This window comes from Streptantibioticus cattleyicolor NRRL 8057 = DSM 46488 (assembly GCF_000240165.1).
Lineage (GTDB): Bacteria > Actinomycetota > Actinomycetes > Streptomycetales > Streptomycetaceae > Streptantibioticus > Streptantibioticus cattleyicolor.
Genome location: NC_017586.1, coordinates 3,766,820 through 3,782,915, shown reverse-complemented (window position 1 = coordinate 3,782,915; position 16,096 = coordinate 3,766,820). Strand labels below are relative to the sequence as shown.

The following is a 16,096-nucleotide window of genomic DNA, read 5'->3' as shown; positions in this document are numbered from 1 at the left end:
CGCCGGGGCTGGGTCACCTCCCGCCGCCGGCCCGCCGCCGAGGCGGCGGGGTACGGCGGCGGGAGGGCCCGTCAGACCTCTTCGACGCTGCTCGGCTCGCGCCGGGACAGGTCGATACCGAGCTCCTCCGCCGCGCGGAAGACATCCTCGTCGGTGTCGCGCATCTCGATGGACATGCCGTCCGAGGAGAGCACCTCCACGTTGAGGCAGAGCGACTGCATCTCCTTGATGAGCACCTTGAAGGACTCCGGGATGCCCGGTTCGGGGATGTTCTCGCCCTTGACGATGGCCTCGTAGACCTTCACGCGACCGAGGACGTCGTCGGACTTGATCGTCAGCAGTTCCTGGAGGGCGTAGGCGGCGCCGTACGCCTCCAGCGCCCACACCTCCATCTCACCGAAGCGCTGACCACCGAACTGGGCCTTACCACCCAGCGGCTGCTGGGTGATCATCGAGTACGGACCGGTGGAGCGGGCGTGCAGCTTGTCGTCCACCAGGTGGTGCAGCTTCAGGATGTACATGTACCCGACGGAGATCGGCTCCGGGAACGGCTCGCCGGAGCGGCCGTCGAAGAGCCGGGCCTTGCCCGAGGGCAGGACCATGCGATCGCCGTCGCGGTTGGGGATCGTCGACTCGAACAGGCCGGCGATCTCGTCCTCCCGGGCGCCGTCGAACACCGGGGTGGCGACGTTGGTGCCCGGCTCGACCTGGCCGGCGCCGATGCCCTCCAGACGGCGGGCCCATTCGTCGGCGATGCCGGAGACGTCCCAGCCCTGCTTGGCGAGCCAGCCCAGGTGGATCTCCAGGACCTGGCCCGGGTTCATCCGGGAGGGGACGCCGAGCGGGTTGAGGATGATGTCGACCGGGGTGCCGTCCTCCAGGAACGGCATGTCCTCGACGGGGAGGATCTTGGAGATGACGCCCTTGTTGCCGTGGCGGCCGGCGAGCTTGTCACCGTCGGTGATCTTGCGCTTCTGGGCCACGTAGACGCGGACCAGCTGGTTGACGCCCGGCGGCAGCTCGTCGCCCTCCTCGCGGTCGAAGACGCGCACGCCGATGACCTTGCCGGTCTCACCGTGCGGCACCTTCAGCGAGGTGTCACGGACCTCACGGGCCTTCTCACCGAAGATCGCGCGCAGCAGCCGCTCCTCCGGGGTCAGCTCGGTCTCACCCTTCGGGGTGACCTTGCCGACCAGGATGTCGCCGGCCACGACCTCGGCACCGATGCGGATGATGCCGCGCTCGTCGAGGTCGGCGAGGACCTCCTCGGAGACGTTCGGGATGTCCCGGGTGATCTCCTCGGGGCCGAGCTTGGTGTCCCGGGCGTCGACCTCGTGCTCCTCGATGTGGATCGAGGAGAGGACGTCGTCCTGGACGAGGCGCTGCGACAGGATGATCGCGTCCTCGTAGTTGTGGCCCTCCCACGGCATGAACGCGACCAGCAGGTTCTTGCCGAGGGCCATCTCGCCCCGCTCGGTGGAGGGGCCGTCGGCGAGCACCTGGCCGGCGACGACCCGGGCGCCCTCGTCCACGACCACCTTCTGGTTGAAGGAGGTGCCCTGGTTGGAGCGGTTGAACTTGGCGACCCGGTAGGTGGTGTAGGTGCCGTCGTCGTTGGCCACCGTGACGTAGTCCGCGGAGACCTCCTGGACCACGCCGTCCTTCTCGGCGGTGATGACGTCACCGGCGTCGACCGCGGCGCGGTACTCGATGCCGGTGCCGACCAGCGGCGACTCCGCCTTCAGCAGCGGCACCGCCTGGCGCATCATGTTGGAGCCCATGAGCGCGCGGTTGGCGTCGTCGTGCTCCAGGAACGGGATCATGGCGGTGGCCACCGACACCATCTGGCGCGGCGAGACGTCCATGTAGTCCACGTCCTGCGAGGGGACGAGGTCGACCTCGCCGCCACGGCGGCGGACCAGCACACGGGCCTCGGCGAAGGTGCCCTCCTCGGTGAGCGGCGCGTTGGCCTGCGCGATGAGGAAGCGGTCCTCCTCGTCCGCGGTCAGGTAGTGCACGTCCTCGGTGACCCGGCCCTCGACGACCCGGCGGTACGGGGTCTCGATGAAGCCGAACGCGTTGATCCGGCCGTACGAGGCGAGCGAGCCGATCAGACCGATGTTCGGGCCTTCCGGCGTCTCGATCGGGCACATGCGGCCGTAGTGCGACGGGTGCACGTCACGCACGTCCAGACCGGCCCGCTCACGGGAGAGACCACCCGGGCCCAGCGCGTTGAGCCGGCGCTTGTGGGTCAGACCCGACAGCGGGTTGGTCTGGTCCATGAACTGGGACAGCTGGCTGGTGCCGAAGAACTCCTTGATGGAGGCGACGACCGGCCGGATGTTGATCAGGGTCTGCGGCGTGATCGCCTCGACGTCCTGGGTGGTCATGCGCTCGCGCACGACGCGCTCCATACGGGCGAGACCCGTACGGACCTGGTTCTGGATCAGCTCGCCGACGCTGCGGATGCGGCGGTTGCCGAAGTGGTCGATGTCATCGGTCTCGACCATCAGCGGGCGGCCGTTGTCGCCGACCGTCTCGGTCTCGCCGGCGTGCAGCTTGACCAGGTACTTGATGGTGGCGATGACGTCCTCGACGGTGAGCACGCCGGCGTCCAGCGGCGCGTCGCTGCCGAGCTTCTTGTTGACCTTGTAGCGGCCGACCTTGGCGAGGTCGTAGCGCTTCGGGTTGAAGTACAGGTTCTCCAGCAGCGTCTGCGCGGCCTCACGCGTCGGCGGCTCGCCCGGGCGCAGCTTGCGGTAGATGTCGAGCAGCGCGTCGTCCTGGCCCTGGGTGTGGTCCTTCTCCAGGGTGGCGCGCATCGACTCGTACTCGCCGAACTCCTCCAGGATCTGGTCGTTGGTCCAGCCCAGAGCCTTCAGGAGCACGGTGACGGACTGCTTGCGCTTGCGGTCGATGCGCACACCGACCATGTCGCGCTTGTCGATCTCCATCTCCAGCCAGGCACCCCGGGACGGGATGATCTTGGCGGAGAAGATGTCCTTGTCGGAGGTCTTGTCGATGGTGCTGTCGAAGTAGACACCCGGCGACCGCACGAGCTGCGAGACCACGACACGCTCGGTGCCGTTGATGACGAAGGTGCCCTTGTTGGTCATGAGCGGGAAGTCGCCCATGAAGACCGTCTGGGACTTGATCTCGCCGGTCTCGTTGTTGGTGAACTCGGCGGTGACGAAGAGCGGGGCGGCGTACGTGAAGTCGCGCTCCTTGCACTCGTCGATCGAGTTCTTCGGGGGCTCGAAGCGGTGGTCGCGGAAGGTCAGCGACATCGACCCGGAGAAGTCCTCGATCGGGGAGATCTCCTCGAAGATCTCCTCCAGACCGGACTTCGTGGGCACATCCTGCCCGCTTTCCAGCGCCGCCTCGACACGAGCCTTCCAAGCGGCGTTGCCGAGCAGCCAATCGAAGCTCTCGGTTTGCAGCGCGAGAAGGTTCGGAACCTCAAGCGGCTCCTTGATCTTCGCAAAGGAGATGCGCAGCGGGGCGGTGCTTGCGCCGTTGTTCGTATTGGCAGTCGAGGCGTTGCGCGAGGCGGCCAAGAGGGGGTCCTTCCGAGGGCTCGGACTCACTACGCGCGTACCGGTCCGCCCCTGAGCACGCTCATGGCCGATGCCCCGGGACCGGGCCATCTCCCTCAGCCATGCTCAGATGTGGGCTTGCCCCTGGTGACGGGCCAGGCAGCAGCTAACAGGCAGCGCAAAGGGTCAGTGTAGCCACTCGGCACACTGATGTCCAGAGCAGTGATTCGGAACCCGAATCATCTCCCCCTCGTCATGCGGTAGGCCCGGCCTCGGCCGAGCCCCGGCTTCCTGTCCTGCGCCCGACCTCAGTCATTCCCGCATCGCGGGCGATCCATGCCTCGACTCCGTCAGCCGCTCGGATCGGCGCCACGACGTCCCCCCTGCCTCGCGAGGGAACTCCCCGAGAATTGCGCGCTGCGTGCGGTTCGTCAAGGGTCCCGCCCCGCGCGGATGCTCACACGCTCCCGGCCGGAGGGGTCGCCGAACCAGCGAAGATCACCATACCCGCCGCCACCGACAACGGCGTGCAGCCGGGTCCCCACGGCGCGAAGACCGCAGGGCGACCACCCGAACGGGTGGCCGCCCTGCGGCTGATCAGCCCCTCGAAAGGGGCACGCACGACACACGGCCGTGCCGGGCCTGGACGGCCCGTACGGGGTACCGGGACCCCGCGAAGGGTCTTACTTGACCTCGACACCGGCGCCGGCGGCCTCCAGGGCCTCCTTCGCCTTGTCCGCGGCCTCCTTGTTGACCTTCTCGAGCAGCGGCTTCGGCGCACCGTCGACCAGGTCCTTGGCCTCCTTCAGGCCCAGCGAGGTCAGCTCACGCACGACCTTGATGACCTGGATCTTCTTGTCACCGGCGGAGGTGAGGATGACGTCGAACTCGTCCTTCTCCTCGACCTCGGCGGCGGCCGGGGCACCCGGGGCACCGGCGGCGACGACGGCGGCCGGGGCGGCGGCGGTGACGTCGAACTTCTCCTCGAAGGCCTTCACGAACTCGGACAGCTCGATCAGGGTCATGCCCTCGAACTGCTCCAGCAGCTCTTCCTGGGTCAGCTTCGCCATGGTGGCGGTCCTTCCACTAATTCGGCAGGTGCCGGGGTTTTCGCTTGGTTGTGGCGGGCTTGCGCTGGCCCGCTGCGACCGAGAACCGGGTGATTACTCGGCGGACTCGGCCTCGGCGGGAGCCGGCGTACCGGCACCGCCCTGCTCGACCTTGACCCGAAGCGCCTCCGCGGTGCGGACGAACTTCGACGGCAGGGCCTGGAAGAGCGCGGCAGCCTGGGACTGCTTGGCCTTCATGGCACCCGCCAGCTTGGCGAGCAGCACCTCGCGGGACTCGAGGTCCGCGAGCTTGGTGATCTCTTCGGCGGACAGCGCCTTGCCCTCGAGGACACCGCCCTTGATGACCAGCGCGGGGTTGTCCTTGGCGAAGTCACGCAGGCCCTTCGCCGCCTCCACCGGGTCACCGGTGACGAAGGCGAGCGCCGTCGACCCGTTGAGCAGGTCGTCGAGCGAGCTGATCCCGGCCTCGTTGGCCGCGATCTTGGTCAGCGTGTTCTTCGCAACGCGGTACTGGGCGTTCTCACCGAGAGCACGGCGCAGATCCTTGAGCTGCGCCACGCTCAGGCCGGTGTACGCCGTGACCACTGCGGCGTTCGCGCTGCGGAACTTGTCCGTCAGCTCGGCAACCGCGGCAGCCTTGTCGGGCCTCGCCATGAGCCTCGGCCTCCTTCCGGGTGATTGCGGACCGCAAGGACGCGAAGGAGGAGGCTTGACACATACGAAACGCCCCGGCGCAGGCGCACGGGGCGTGGCTCGACCGGACACAATGCGTCCGGGAGCTTCTCCGATGTCACCTGCGCAGGTCGCCCGCGGTTAGCGGATCCTTCGGCCGCCGCGCCCACAAAACGGCACAGCGACGACCAGCGGTCTCTGGCTTCCCCGGAAGCGTACGGGACCCCCGGGCGACGAGGCAAATCGCCGCCCGGGGGACGGGTGGGGCGTAACCGTCAGGCCAGTCGGCTGGCGCCCGGGGCGCCGGTGTCACCGGGGTTCTCCGGCAGCTCGGAGGAGTCGACGGTGTCGGAGGCGGGCGGCGCCTGGGCATCGACGGCGACACCGTAGTCGGAGTAGTCGACCGTCGAGACCATGCGGCCACCCGCGGAGTCCAGCTCTTCCCTCTTCTTCACCGGCAGGTCGTGCGAGTCCACCCACAGGTCGATGGTCTCGCTGGTGACGCCGGCCTCGGCCAGGTTGTCCTTGAACAGCTTCAACTGCTTCGGATCGAGCCCGCGGGCCTGCTGACCGACGAGCTTGTCCGCGTCGACCACGCCCGCGTAATGGGTCGCGGTCACGCCGTACAACGACTCGGTGCCGACCTTCTTCACGTCGCCTCCGGCGATCAGCAGCTTCACCGACTGCACCGGGTTGTTGTTCTGGAGCAGCTGGCGCACCATCGCGCCCTGTGCGCTCACCTTGGCGAGCGTCGCGTAGTCGAACTTCAGCCAGTGCCGGCCACCGGTGTGCCGTGCGAACTCGCTCCCGTAGTGCGTGTACATCGCGTCGGGGGTGTAGCGGTAGCCGAGCATCCCCAGCTTGGCGAGCGGGCTGCCGGGCACCAGGTCGACCTCACCGGTCATCCCGTCGGACCAGTCGAACGCCCCCGTGCTGGAGATACCCGGGGAGCCGGCGCCCTGGCCGATCGTCCCCACGACCTTCACCGAATGGGCTCGGTCCATCCGGTCCGCGACCTTCATCAGCACGTCCATCGCGGAGGCCCCGATCGGTGCCGGGGTCGCCGTGGACGACTGCCCAGAGCCCGCGGCGGACTTGGTGCCGCCCCCGCACGCCGTCAGCGTCGCCAGCGCGGCCACCACGGCCACCGCACCGGCCGTGCGCCCCGCCACCCTGCCCCGTCCTGCCTGTGCCATCGTTCCCGCCCCTGTTCACTTTGAGAGGGCAGCAACGTAACGCACACCACGGACACCACGGCGAAAGGCCGGCCCCCGCGCGATGCGGGGACCGGCCTTCCGGGATGCCGGGCGTCAGACCGCGGCCGGGTCTTCCTCGACGAGGAGGTTCCGGGTGCGGTTGGGGTCGACCGGGATGCCGGGGCCCATCGTGGTGGTGATGGCGGCCTTCTTGATGTACCGGCCCTTGGCGGCGGACGGCTTCAGACGCAGGATCTCCTCCAGCGCCGCGGCGTAGTTCTCCACCAGCTGCTGCTCGCCGAAGGAGGCCTTGCCGATGATGAAGTGGAGGTTCGCGTGCTTGTCGACACGGAACTCGATCTTGCCGCCCTTGATGTCGGTCACGGCCTTGGCCACGTCCGGAGTGACGGTGCCGGTCTTCGGGTTCGGCATCAGACCACGCGGACCGAGCACGCGGCCGAGGCGGCCGACCTTGCCCATCAGGTCCGGGGTGGCGACGACGGCGTCGAAGTCCAGGCGGCCCTTGGCGACCTCGTCGATCAGTTCGTCGGAGCCGACGATGTCGGCGCCGGCGGCCTCCGCAGCCGCAGCACGGTCACCGGTCGCGAAGACCAGGACCCGGGCGGTCTTGCCGGTGCCGTGCGGAAGGTTGACGGTGCCACGCACCATCTGGTCGGCCTTGCGCGGGTCGACACCCAGACGCATGGCCACCTCGACGGTGGCGTCGAACTTGGCGGTGGAGGTCTCCTTGGCGAGACGGACGGCCTCGAGCGGGGCGTACTGACGCTCCCGGTCGACCTTGGCCTCCGCAGCCCGGAAGGACTTGCTGCGCTTCACTACTGCTCCTACGTGAGTCTGTGTGGAGTCGTGGTACGGGCCGGCGCGTGGCCCTCCCACCTCGAAAGGTCGGTCGTCAGCCCTCGACCGTGATGCCCATGGAACGGGCGGTGCCGGCGATGATCTTCTCGGCGGCGTCCAGGTCGTTGGCGTTCAGGTCGGGCATCTTGGTGGTGGCGATCTCCCGGACCTGGTCGCGGGTGATCTTGGCGACCTTCTTCGAGTGCGGCTCGCCGGAGCCCTTCTCGACGCCGGCGGCCTTGAGGATCAGCTTCGCGGCCGGCGGAGTCTTGGTCACGAAGGTGAAGGAACGGTCCTCGTAGACCGTGATCTCCACCGGCACGACCATGCCACGCTGCGACTCGGTCGCGGCGTTGTAGGCCTTGCAGAACTCCATGATGTTGACGCCGTGCTGACCCAGCGCCGGACCGACCGGCGGGGCCGGGTTGGCGGCACCGGCCTGGATCTGGAGCTTGATCAGCCCCGTGACCTTCTTCTTCTTGGGAGGCATGTGCTCTCTCCGGGTCCTGAGTCGAGAGTGTTCACACCCGCGGGCAGGCGGCACGCACCCGCCGGCAGGCATACCGCACAACGATAACGGGTACCGCCGCGCGGCCTGAAACCGAGCAGGTCAGACCGGCTGCGAGCGCCGGGCTGACCTGGACGGAAGCGGTGGGAAGAACCGTGGTCAGTTCTTCTGGATCTGGTCGAAGGAGAGCTCCACCGGGGTCTCCCGGCCGAAGATCTCCACCAGGCCCTTGACCTTCTTGGAGTCGGGGTTGATCTCGTTGATGGTCGCCTGGAGGGTGGCGAAGGGACCGTCGGTCACCGTCACCGAGTCGCCGACCTCGAAGTCCAGCACCTGGACCTCGACCTTCTTCTTCGGCGCGGCCTCGCCGCCCTCGGCGCCCGCCGCGGCCTGCTCCTCGACCTCCGGGGCGAGCATCTTGACGACCTCGTCCAGGGTGAGCGGGTACGGGTCGTAGGCGTTGCCGACGAAGCCGGTGACACCCGGGGTGTTGCGGACCACGCCCCACGACTCGTTGGTCAGGTCCATGCGGACGAGCACGTAGCCGGGGAGCTTGTTCTGCTTGACGGTGCGCCGGTCGCCGTTCTTGATCTGGACGACCTCCTCCTGCGGCACCTCGGCCTGGAAGATGTAGTCCTCGACGTTGAGCGAGACGGCGCGCTGCTCCAGGTTGGCCTTCACGCGGTTCTCGTAACCGGCGTAGGTGTGGATCACGTACCAGTCGCCGGGCAGGGTGCGCAGCTCCTCGCGGAACGCGGTCACCGGGTCGACGGCGGGGGCGGCCGGCTCCTCGGCCTCCTCGACGGCCTCGGTCTCGACGCCCTCGGTCTCGACGCCCTCGGTCTCGACGCCCTCGGTCCCGGCCTCGGCGTCCTCGGCCCCGGTCTCCTCGGCGGCCTCGTCCTCCGCGGCCTCCTCGGTGGTCTCCGCAGCCGCGGTCTCCTCGGCCGCCGCGGCGGTGTCGCGCTCGGTGTCGTCGCCCTGGGCCTCGACCGATTCTGCGCTCGCCGCAGCCTCGTCGGCCGCCGCGGCGGTCTCGTCGGCGTCGTACAGGTTCGGGTCAGACACGATGGCTGCTTCTTCCTGGCTTCAAGGGGTGGAACGATGCGCTCGGGCGACCGCGGTGGCGGGCGCCCTTGGCGGGGTCTCAGCCGAAGACGTACTTCAGCAGCGAGGAGAATCCCCAGTCGACCACGGTCACGATACCGATCATGACCGCGACGAAGACGATCACCACGGTGGTGTACGACATGAGGTCGTTGCGGGCGGGCCAGACGACCTTCCGCAGCTCCGCGATGATCTGCCGGTAGAAGAGTCCGATCCGGGCGAAGGGGCCCTTCTTGCCGCGCTTTCCGCCGCGCTTCTTCTTCGCCCTCGCGTCGAGCGCCTCGTCGGCCTCGTTCTCGGGTCGACCACTTTCAGGCGTCGCGGTGGAGCCCAAGGCTTCCGTCACTCGTCCTCACCTGAATCCGGGTCTCGGCCGTGCCGCGCCCGGTCGAGCCGCACGGCGGTGGTGCTTTCTTACGGCAGTTCACAACGTACGCGTGCACGCACCCGCGGTGATGATGCGTGTAGCAGGGCCGGAGGGACTTGAACCCCCAACCGCTGGTTTTGGAGACCAGTGCTCTACCACTTGAGCTACGACCCTTTGGTTTACCCCAACCTACCGCATCAGAACCGTCGCACAGGGCACGCAGCACTGATCCGCCGTCGAGGACCAACGAGGCATGAGTGTACGGGTTTCCCGGCCGGGCGTCGAACGACCTGGGCCACTCCGGCGTGGGACACCTGGACAAACCCCCGTGCCGGGGCCCCGCCGGGTCTGCGACGATGGCAGTCATGACCGCAGCTACTCCCCCCGTCCAGTCCCCTACCGAACGGCGGGTCTCGGCCCGCATCGGCTCGATCTCCGAATCCGCCACCCTCGCGGTGGACGCGAAGGCCAAGGCGCTCAAGGCGGCCGGCCGCCCGGTCATCGGCTTCGGGGCCGGTGAGCCCGACTTCCCCACCCCCGACTACATCGTCGAGGCGGCGGTGGCGGCCTGCCGCGACCCCAAGTACCACCGCTACACCCCGGCCGGCGGCCTCCCGGAGCTGAAGGAGGCCATCGCCGCCAAGACGCTGCGTGACTCCGGCTACCAGGTCGAAGCCTCCCAGGTGCTGGTGACCAACGGCGGCAAGCAGGCGATCTACGAGGCGTTCGCCGCCATCCTCGACCCGGGCGACGAGGTCATCGTCCCGGCCCCGTACTGGACCACCTACCCCGAGTCGATCCGGCTGGCGGGCGGCGTGCCGGTGGAGGTCGTGGCGGACGAGACCACCGGCTACCGGGTCTCGGTCGAGCAGCTGGAAGCGGCGCTGACCCCGCACACCAAGGTGCTGCTCTTCGTCTCGCCGTCCAACCCCACCGGCGCGGTCTACACCCGCGAGCAGGTCACCGAGATCGGCCGCTGGGCCGCGGAGAAGGGCCTGTGGGTCCTCACCGACGAGATCTACGAGCACCTGGTCTACGGGGACGCCGAGTTCACCTCGCTGCCGGTGGTCGTCCCCGAGCTGCGGGACAAGTGCGTCGTGGTCAACGGCGTCGCCAAGACGTACGCCATGACCGGCTGGCGGGTCGGCTGGGTGATCGGCCCCAAGGACGTGATCAAGGCGGCGACCAACCTCCAGTCGCACGCCACCTCCAACGTCTCCAACGTGGCCCAGGCGGCGGCGCTGGCCGCGGTCTCCGGCGGCCTGGAGGCGGTGGCCACCATGCGCGCCGCCTTCGACCGGCGGCGGCGCACCATGGTGCGGATGCTCAACGAGATCGACGGCGTGCTCTGCCCGGAGCCGGAGGGCGCCTTCTACGCCTACCCGTCGGTCAAGGCGCTGCTCGGCAAGGAGATCCGCGGCAAGCGCCCGAAGGACACCGTGGAGCTGGCCGCGCTGATCCTGGAGGAGGCCGAGGTCGCGGTGGTGCCGGGTGAGGCCTTCGGCACCCCGGGTTACCTGCGGCTGTCGTACGCGCTCGGCGACGAGGATTTGGTCGAGGGCGTCTCGCGGATCCAGAAGCTGCTGGCGGAGGCGCGCGACTGACCCGCCGGTCCGCTCACGCTTGCGGGCAAGCCCCCGTTCGGAAGACCCGGTCGCGCAAACCGGTTCCGGCGGGGGCTTGGCTGTAGCAGGATCTTGGGATGGCGCGCGATGTACATCTGCTTCCCAAGGCCCACCTCCACCTGCACTTCACCGGTTCGATGCGCACCAGCACGCTGCTGGAGCTGGCCGAGACCTACGGCGTCCACCTGCCGGAGGCGCTCACCTCGGGCGAGCCGCCGAAGCTGCGGGCCACCGACGAGCGCGGCTGGTTCCGCTTCCAGCGGCTGTACGACATCGCCCGCTCGGTGCTGCGTACCCCCGAGGACATCCGCCGGCTGGTCCGCGAGGCCGCCGAGGAGGAGGTCGAGGACGGCTCGGGGTGGCTGGAGATCCAGGTGGACCCGACCTCGTACGCCCCGCGGCTGGGCGGGCTCATCCCGGCGCTGGAGATCATCCTGGACGCGGTGGACGAGGCGAGCCGGCTGACCGGGGTCGGGATGGCGGTGGTGGTCGCCGCCAACCGCACCCGTCACCCGCTGGACGCCCGCACCCTGGCCCGGCTCGCGGTGCGGTACGCCGACCGCGGGGTGGTCGGCTTCGGGCTCTCCAACGACGAGCGGCGCGGCCTCGCCCGCGACTTCGACCGGGCCTTCGCCATCGCCCGGGACGGCGGGCTGCTGGCCGCCCCGCACGGCGGTGAACTCGCCGGCCCCGGCAGCGTCCGCGACTGCCTGGACGACCTGCACGCCGCCCGGGTCGGCCACGGGGTGCGGGCCGCCGAGGACCCGGCGCTGCTGGCCCGCCTCGCCGAGCAGCGGATCACCTGCGAGGTCTGCCCGGCGTCCAACGTGGCGCTGGGCGTCTACGAGAAGCCCGAGGACGTTCCGCTGCGCACCCTGTTCGAGGCCGGGGTGCCGATGGCGCTGGGCGCCGACGACCCGCTGCTGTTCGGCTCCCGGCTGGCCGCCCAGTACGAGCTGGCCCGGCAGGCGCACGGCTTCAGCGACGAGGAGCTGGCCGAGCTGGCCCGCCAGTCGGTACGGGGTTCCCGCGCCCCGGAGCCGGTGCGGCGGCGGCTGCTGGCCGGGATCGACGACTGGCTGGCGTCGTGACGCCCCTGGCCTAGGCCTTGCCGTCGCCGGGGGCGGGCAGGTCGTACAGCGGGTAGACGGGGTCGGGGTCCCGGCGGCGCTGGTGCGGTACGAAGCGGTGCCGGCGCCGGCCCCCGCTGCGGGGCGCGCGCATCGGCCACAGCAGCACGTACGCCGCCGAGCCGACCGCGAAGGCGAGCCGGATCAGCCCCCGCGCCGAGTCCGACGGGACGATCAGCGCGCTGCCGTACAGCGAGATCAGCGCGATCCAGCTCACCCACGGCACCAGCCTGCGCTGCCCGATGGCGTCCCAGATCAGGGTGCCCAGCAGCACCGAGGCGCTGTAGTACGTGTAGACGCTGGGGTCGAGCAGGATGCGGGCGTCGGCGGCGACCAGGATCACCGCCGGCCAGCGCCCGCGGTGCACGGCGAGGGTGCCCAGCCCCAGGCCCAGCGCCATCTGGGCGGGCCGGTCCCACCACGGGGTGGCCGGGTCGGTCACCCCGAACCAGCGCAGCGAGGAGGCTGCCTGGTTGGGGATGGTGAAGTGGGCGGCGGCCATGGTGTTGCCGTTGCCGACGTAGAACGGCAGCCAGGCGATGGCCACCAGCCCCACCGTCCACAGCGCCGAGCGCAGCCAGGTGCGGCGCGGCAGGGTGAGCAGCAGCGGCAGGAAGGCCACCGCCCACGGCTTGGAGTCCACCGCCAGGGCGAGGAAGACCCCGGTGGCGGTGGCCTGCCCGCGTACCACCGCGCGCACCGCGAACGTGGTGAAGAACAGCGCCATCACGTCGTCGAGGTGGGCGAAGCGTGCCGAGACCTCCACCCACATCGGGATGAAGGCGGCGCCGGCGATGAGCACCCGCTGCTGGAGGCGCCGGTGGTTGGTGCCGGTGCCCAGGTAGTGGTCGGCGGCGGCGCGGCCGATCAGGACCAGCATCCACAGCCCGAGCCCCGACATGAACGCCTCGGCGAGTTTCTCGCCCAGCGCGGCGGGGAAGGGTGCGAACAACCCCGCGACCAGGAAGCTGACCGGGCCGATCTGCAGCTCCGGGTGGTTGGCGTAGAGCGCGAGCCCTCCGCCGCCGCTCTGCCCGAAAAGCAGCTGCTCGCCCTCGCGCAGGTAGTGCCAGGAAACGCCGCCGTGGCGCTCGGCCACGAAGAACCAGACCACCGTCCACACGGTGAGCAGCGCGTGGTGCCAGCGCACCGGCCAGCGTCCGATCCGTCCCACCTGTGCGGCGTCCTGCCTTTCCATGGCAGCCGTCTCCGTCTTCCGCACGACTGTCCTCCCCATCTGCCCGCCTTTCGGCGTAGGGATGAGAATGTCATGAGCTTTTGGTGTACGGGCACCGGGGAGGGGCCATGGGGTCCTTTGCCCCTGTGGATTCACCCGTTGTTACAGACGGGTTCCGACCATCACCGGTTCATTGACCAGCGTCACGCCGAAGGCCGCGTGGACCCCGTCGCGCACCTCGCGGGCGAGGGAGAGCAGGTCGGCGGTGGTGGCGTGGCCCCGGTTGGTCAGCGCCAGGGTGTGCTTGGTGGAGATGCGGGCCGGGCCCTCACCGTACCCCTTGGTGAACCCGGCCTTGTCGATCAGCCAGGCGGCCGAGGTCTTGGTGGACCCCTCGCCGGCCGGGTAGGCCGGGGGCTGGACGTCGGGGCCGAGCCGGTCGCGCACCCGGTCCAGGAAGGCGGTGAAGGCGGCGTCGTCGAGCACCGGGTTGGTGAAGAACGACCCCGCGGACCAGGTGTCGTGGTCCTCCGGGTCGAGCACCATGCCCTTGCCGGTGCGCAGCTTCAGCACGGTGTCGCGGGCGGTGGCCACCGGCACCCGGTCCCCGACCGCCACCCCGAGCGCCCGGGCCACCTCGGCGTACCGCACCGGCGCGGAGAGGCCGTCGGCGTCCTGGAGCCGGTAGCGCACCCGGAGCACCACGTACCGGCCGCTCTCCGCCTTGAAGACGCTGTTGCGGTAGGTGAAGCGGCAGTCACCGCCGGCCAGCCGGACGGTCTCGCCGGCCGTCCGGTCGTAGGCGATCACCTCGGTGATGGTGGTGGCGACCTCCTGGCCGTAGGCTCCCACGTTCTGGATCGGGGTGGCCCCCGCCGAGCCGGGGATGCCGGCCAGGCACTCGATCCCGGCGAGCCCGGCCTCCACGGTGCGGTCGACGGCGTCGTGCCACGGCTCGCCGGCGGCCAGCTCCAGCTGCGTGCCGTCCAGCGCGACGCCGCGGGTGGCGATGCGCAGCGCGGTGCCGTCGAACCCCTCGTCGGCGATGACGAGGTTGCTGCCGCCGCCGATCACCAGCAGCGGGGTGCCGGTCGCGTCGGCCTCCCGGACGGCCTCCACCACTTCGGCGTCGGTGGTCGCCGTCACCAGGCGCCGGGCGGGGCCGCCGAGCCGGAAGGTGGTCAGGGGGGCGAGCGGGGCGTCGTGGGTGAGCTGCACGGGGTTCAGCTTAGGAGGTCGTGTCCGCCGGGCCGTCCGTCGCCGGGCCCGGGTGACTAAGGCCACCTGCCGGTCAGGCGAGCTTCACCACCGCGCGGGACATGCCCAGCACCTTCTGGCCGCCGGAGGTGACGGTCAGGTCGACCCGCACGGTACGCGCCTCGTCGTCGAGCTTGGCGGCGACCTTGCCGCGTACCTCGATCTCGGCGCCCTGGTCGTCGTTGGGGACGACGACCGGCTTGGTGAAGCGCACCCCGTACTCGACCACCGCGCCGGGGTCGCCGGCCCAGTCGGTGACCGCGCGGATCGCGGTGGCCATGGTGAACATGCCGTGCGCGATCACGTCCGGCAGCCCGACCTCCTTGGCGAACCTCTCGTTCCAGTGGATCGGGTTGAAGTCGCCGGAGGCGCCCGCGTACCGCACCAGCGTGTCGCGGGTCACCCGGGTGGTGAGCACCGGCAGTTCGGCGCCGGCCGCCACGTCCTCGTACCTCACCTGCGCGGCCATCGGTCAGTCCTCCTCGGGGGCGCGGGCGACGAGCATCATCGTCGCGGTCACCACGTGGTCGCCGTCGGCGTCGTGGACGTCGCCGCGGACGGTCAGCAGGTCGTTGCCGGCCATCGACTTGATCGCGTCGATGGTCACCGTGACCGAGAGCCGGTCGCCGGCGCGCACCGGGCGGATGTAGGTGAACTTCTGGTCACCGTGGACGACCCGGCTGTAGTCGAGCCCGAGGTCGGGGTCGTCGACCACCTGGGCGGCGGCCCGGTACGTGATCAGGAACGGGAAGGTCGGCGGTGCGACCGCCTCCGCGTGGCCGAGCGCCTTGGCCGCCGCGACGTCGGTGTACGCGGGGTTGGCGTCGCCGATCGCCTCGGCGAACTCCCGGATCTTCTCGCGGCCCACCTCGTAGGGCTCGGTGGGCGGGTACGTACGCCCGACGAAGGACTGGTCGAGCGGCATCGGCACCTCCGGAAAAGGGAGTGGGGTACGACGAAACGACGCAAGGCCGCCCCCAACGGTCGGGGGCGGCCTTGCGATCGGGCCTGGTGTCAGCGCGTCTCGCGGTGCGCGGTGTGCGAGTTGCAGCGCGGGCAGTGCTTCTTGAGCTCAAGACGGTCCGGGTCGTTACGCCGGTTCTTCTTGGTGATGTAGTTCCGCTCCTTGCACTCCACGCAGGCCAGCGTGATCTTCGGGCGGACGTCGGTGGCAGCCACGTGAGTGCTCCTTGACGGACAGGTTTGATGAACGCAGCAAGAGTAGCCGATCGAAGGACCGATCCCGCAATCGGCTACACAGAGTAGCGGTGACCGGACTTGAACCGGTGACACAGCGATTATGAGCCGCTTGCTCTACCGACTGAGCTACACCGCCGCGATGAAGGGCAACCCCGTCCGAAGACGAGGTTACCTCTACATCCGAGCCCCAATACGGAATCGAACCGTAGACCTTCTCCTTACCATGGAGACGCTCTGCCGACTGAGCTATTGGGGCGAGCGAGGAAGACATTACACGCTCCGCCCCCGATCCGTGAAATCCGTATCGGGCCCCCTTGTCCGACTCCCCCGGGGGCCCGTTTCGCGCCGGGCCCGCGGCGCCGACCGGGGGCCGGGCGGCCGGGCCGCAGGGTT

15 protein-coding genes and 3 tRNA genes are annotated in these 16,096 nt (G+C 69.8%); 2 read left to right on the top strand and 16 right to left on the bottom strand.

Annotated features, from left to right (window positions below; all coding sequences use genetic code 11):
• Positions 1–71: 71 nt before the first annotated feature.
• The 9 genes from rpoB to SCATT_RS16800 form a co-directional block, all read right to left on the bottom strand.
• Positions 72–3,557: a DNA-directed RNA polymerase subunit beta gene (gene rpoB, locus SCATT_RS16840; RefSeq protein WP_014144287.1), complete on the bottom strand. Its 3,486-nt coding sequence runs from the start codon at positions 3,555–3,557 to the stop codon at positions 72–74.
• Between the two features lie 662 nt (positions 3,558–4,219).
• Positions 4,220–4,606 (bottom strand): 50S ribosomal protein L7/L12, encoded by a 387-nt coding sequence (rplL, locus tag SCATT_RS16835; RefSeq protein WP_014144286.1) that lies wholly within the window; start codon positions 4,604–4,606, stop codon positions 4,220–4,222.
• 93 nt (positions 4,607–4,699) lie between these two features.
• Positions 4,700–5,260, bottom strand: coding sequence for a 50S ribosomal protein L10 (gene rplJ / locus SCATT_RS16830; RefSeq protein WP_014144285.1), 561 nt, complete (start codon positions 5,258–5,260; stop codon positions 4,700–4,702).
• A gap of 293 nt (positions 5,261–5,553) precedes the next feature.
• Positions 5,554–6,474: a hypothetical protein gene (locus SCATT_RS16825; RefSeq protein ID WP_202446692.1), complete on the bottom strand. Its 921-nt coding sequence runs from the start codon at positions 6,472–6,474 to the stop codon at positions 5,554–5,556.
• Between the two features lie 114 nt (positions 6,475–6,588).
• On the bottom strand, positions 6,589–7,311 hold the full coding sequence (gene rplA / locus SCATT_RS16820) for a 50S ribosomal protein L1 (RefSeq protein ID WP_014144283.1): 723 nt from the start codon (positions 7,309–7,311) through the stop codon (positions 6,589–6,591).
• A 76-nt stretch (positions 7,312–7,387) separates the two neighbouring features.
• A complete protein-coding gene (rplK, locus tag SCATT_RS16815; RefSeq protein ID WP_014144282.1) occupies positions 7,388–7,822 on the bottom strand; it encodes a 50S ribosomal protein L11 in 435 nt (144 codons plus the stop codon).
• A 177-nt stretch (positions 7,823–7,999) separates the two neighbouring features.
• Complete coding sequence (nusG, locus tag SCATT_RS16810; protein WP_014144281.1) at positions 8,000–8,908, bottom strand: transcription termination/antitermination protein NusG; 909 nt, start codon at positions 8,906–8,908, stop codon at positions 8,000–8,002.
• Positions 8,909–8,987: 79 nt separating this feature from the next.
• The gene (gene secE / locus SCATT_RS16805; protein ID WP_014144280.1) at positions 8,988–9,293 is read right to left on the bottom strand and encodes a preprotein translocase subunit SecE; all 306 of its coding nucleotides are present in this window, start codon (positions 9,291–9,293) and stop codon (positions 8,988–8,990) included.
• A gap of 122 nt (positions 9,294–9,415) precedes the next feature.
• Positions 9,416–9,488, bottom strand: a tRNA-Trp gene (locus SCATT_RS16800).
• Between the two features lie 191 nt (positions 9,489–9,679).
• Between SCATT_RS16800 and SCATT_RS16795 the strand changes: the two genes are divergently transcribed.
• Positions 9,680–10,918: a pyridoxal phosphate-dependent aminotransferase gene (locus SCATT_RS16795; protein WP_014144279.1), complete on the top strand. Its 1,239-nt coding sequence runs from the start codon at positions 9,680–9,682 to the stop codon at positions 10,916–10,918.
• A 98-nt stretch (positions 10,919–11,016) separates the two neighbouring features.
• Positions 11,017–12,030, top strand: coding sequence for an adenosine deaminase (locus SCATT_RS16790; RefSeq protein WP_014144278.1), 1,014 nt, complete (start codon positions 11,017–11,019; stop codon positions 12,028–12,030).
• A gap of 10 nt (positions 12,031–12,040) precedes the next feature.
• On the opposite strand, the gene SCATT_RS16785 is transcribed toward SCATT_RS16790, so the two are convergent.
• The 7 genes from SCATT_RS16785 to SCATT_RS16755 form a co-directional block, all read right to left on the bottom strand.
• Positions 12,041–13,291 carry a hypothetical protein gene (locus tag SCATT_RS16785; protein WP_014144277.1) on the bottom strand — a complete coding sequence of 417 codons (1,251 nt, stop codon included), beginning with the start codon at positions 13,289–13,291 and terminating at the stop codon, positions 12,041–12,043.
• A 117-nt stretch (positions 13,292–13,408) separates the two neighbouring features.
• The gene (locus SCATT_RS16780) at positions 13,409–14,464 is read right to left on the bottom strand and encodes a UDP-N-acetylmuramate dehydrogenase (RefSeq protein WP_014144276.1); all 1,056 of its coding nucleotides are present in this window, start codon (positions 14,462–14,464) and stop codon (positions 13,409–13,411) included.
• A 73-nt stretch (positions 14,465–14,537) separates the two neighbouring features.
• On the bottom strand, positions 14,538–14,972 hold the full coding sequence (locus SCATT_RS16775) for a MaoC family dehydratase (RefSeq protein ID WP_014144275.1): 435 nt from the start codon (positions 14,970–14,972) through the stop codon (positions 14,538–14,540).
• A gap of 3 nt (positions 14,973–14,975) precedes the next feature.
• On the bottom strand, positions 14,976–15,428 hold the full coding sequence (locus tag SCATT_RS16770) for a MaoC family dehydratase N-terminal domain-containing protein (protein WP_014144274.1): 453 nt from the start codon (positions 15,426–15,428) through the stop codon (positions 14,976–14,978).
• Between the two features lie 89 nt (positions 15,429–15,517).
• On the bottom strand, positions 15,518–15,682 hold the full coding sequence (rpmG, locus tag SCATT_RS16765) for a 50S ribosomal protein L33 (protein ID WP_014144273.1): 165 nt from the start codon (positions 15,680–15,682) through the stop codon (positions 15,518–15,520).
• 84 nt (positions 15,683–15,766) lie between these two features.
• Positions 15,767–15,839 (bottom strand) — tRNA-Met (locus tag SCATT_RS16760).
• A gap of 47 nt (positions 15,840–15,886) precedes the next feature.
• A tRNA-Thr gene (locus SCATT_RS16755) sits at positions 15,887–15,959 on the bottom strand.
• Positions 15,960–16,096: the final 137 nt, after the last annotated feature.

Coding starts and splice junctions, on each gene's coding strand:
- rplL (WP_014144286.1), bottom strand. CDS start 4,606: ATGGCGAAGCTGACCCAGGAAGAGCTGCTGGAGCAGTTCGAGGGCATG.
- SCATT_RS16775 (WP_014144275.1), bottom strand. CDS start 14,972: ATGGCCGCGCAGGTGAGGTACGAGGACGTGGCGGCCGGCGCCGAACTG.
- rplJ (WP_014144285.1), bottom strand. CDS start 5,260: ATGGCGAGGCCCGACAAGGCTGCCGCGGTTGCCGAGCTGACGGACAAG.
- SCATT_RS16795 (WP_014144279.1), top strand. CDS start 9,680: ATGACCGCAGCTACTCCCCCCGTCCAGTCCCCTACCGAACGGCGGGTC.
- rplK (WP_014144282.1), bottom strand. CDS start 7,822: ATGCCTCCCAAGAAGAAGAAGGTCACGGGGCTGATCAAGCTCCAGATC.
- SCATT_RS16770 (WP_014144274.1), bottom strand. CDS start 15,428: ATGCCGCTCGACCAGTCCTTCGTCGGGCGTACGTACCCGCCCACCGAG.
- SCATT_RS16825 (WP_202446692.1), bottom strand. CDS start 6,474: ATGGCACAGGCAGGACGGGGCAGGGTGGCGGGGCGCACGGCCGGTGCG.
- SCATT_RS16790 (WP_014144278.1), top strand. CDS start 11,017: ATGGCGCGCGATGTACATCTGCTTCCCAAGGCCCACCTCCACCTGCAC.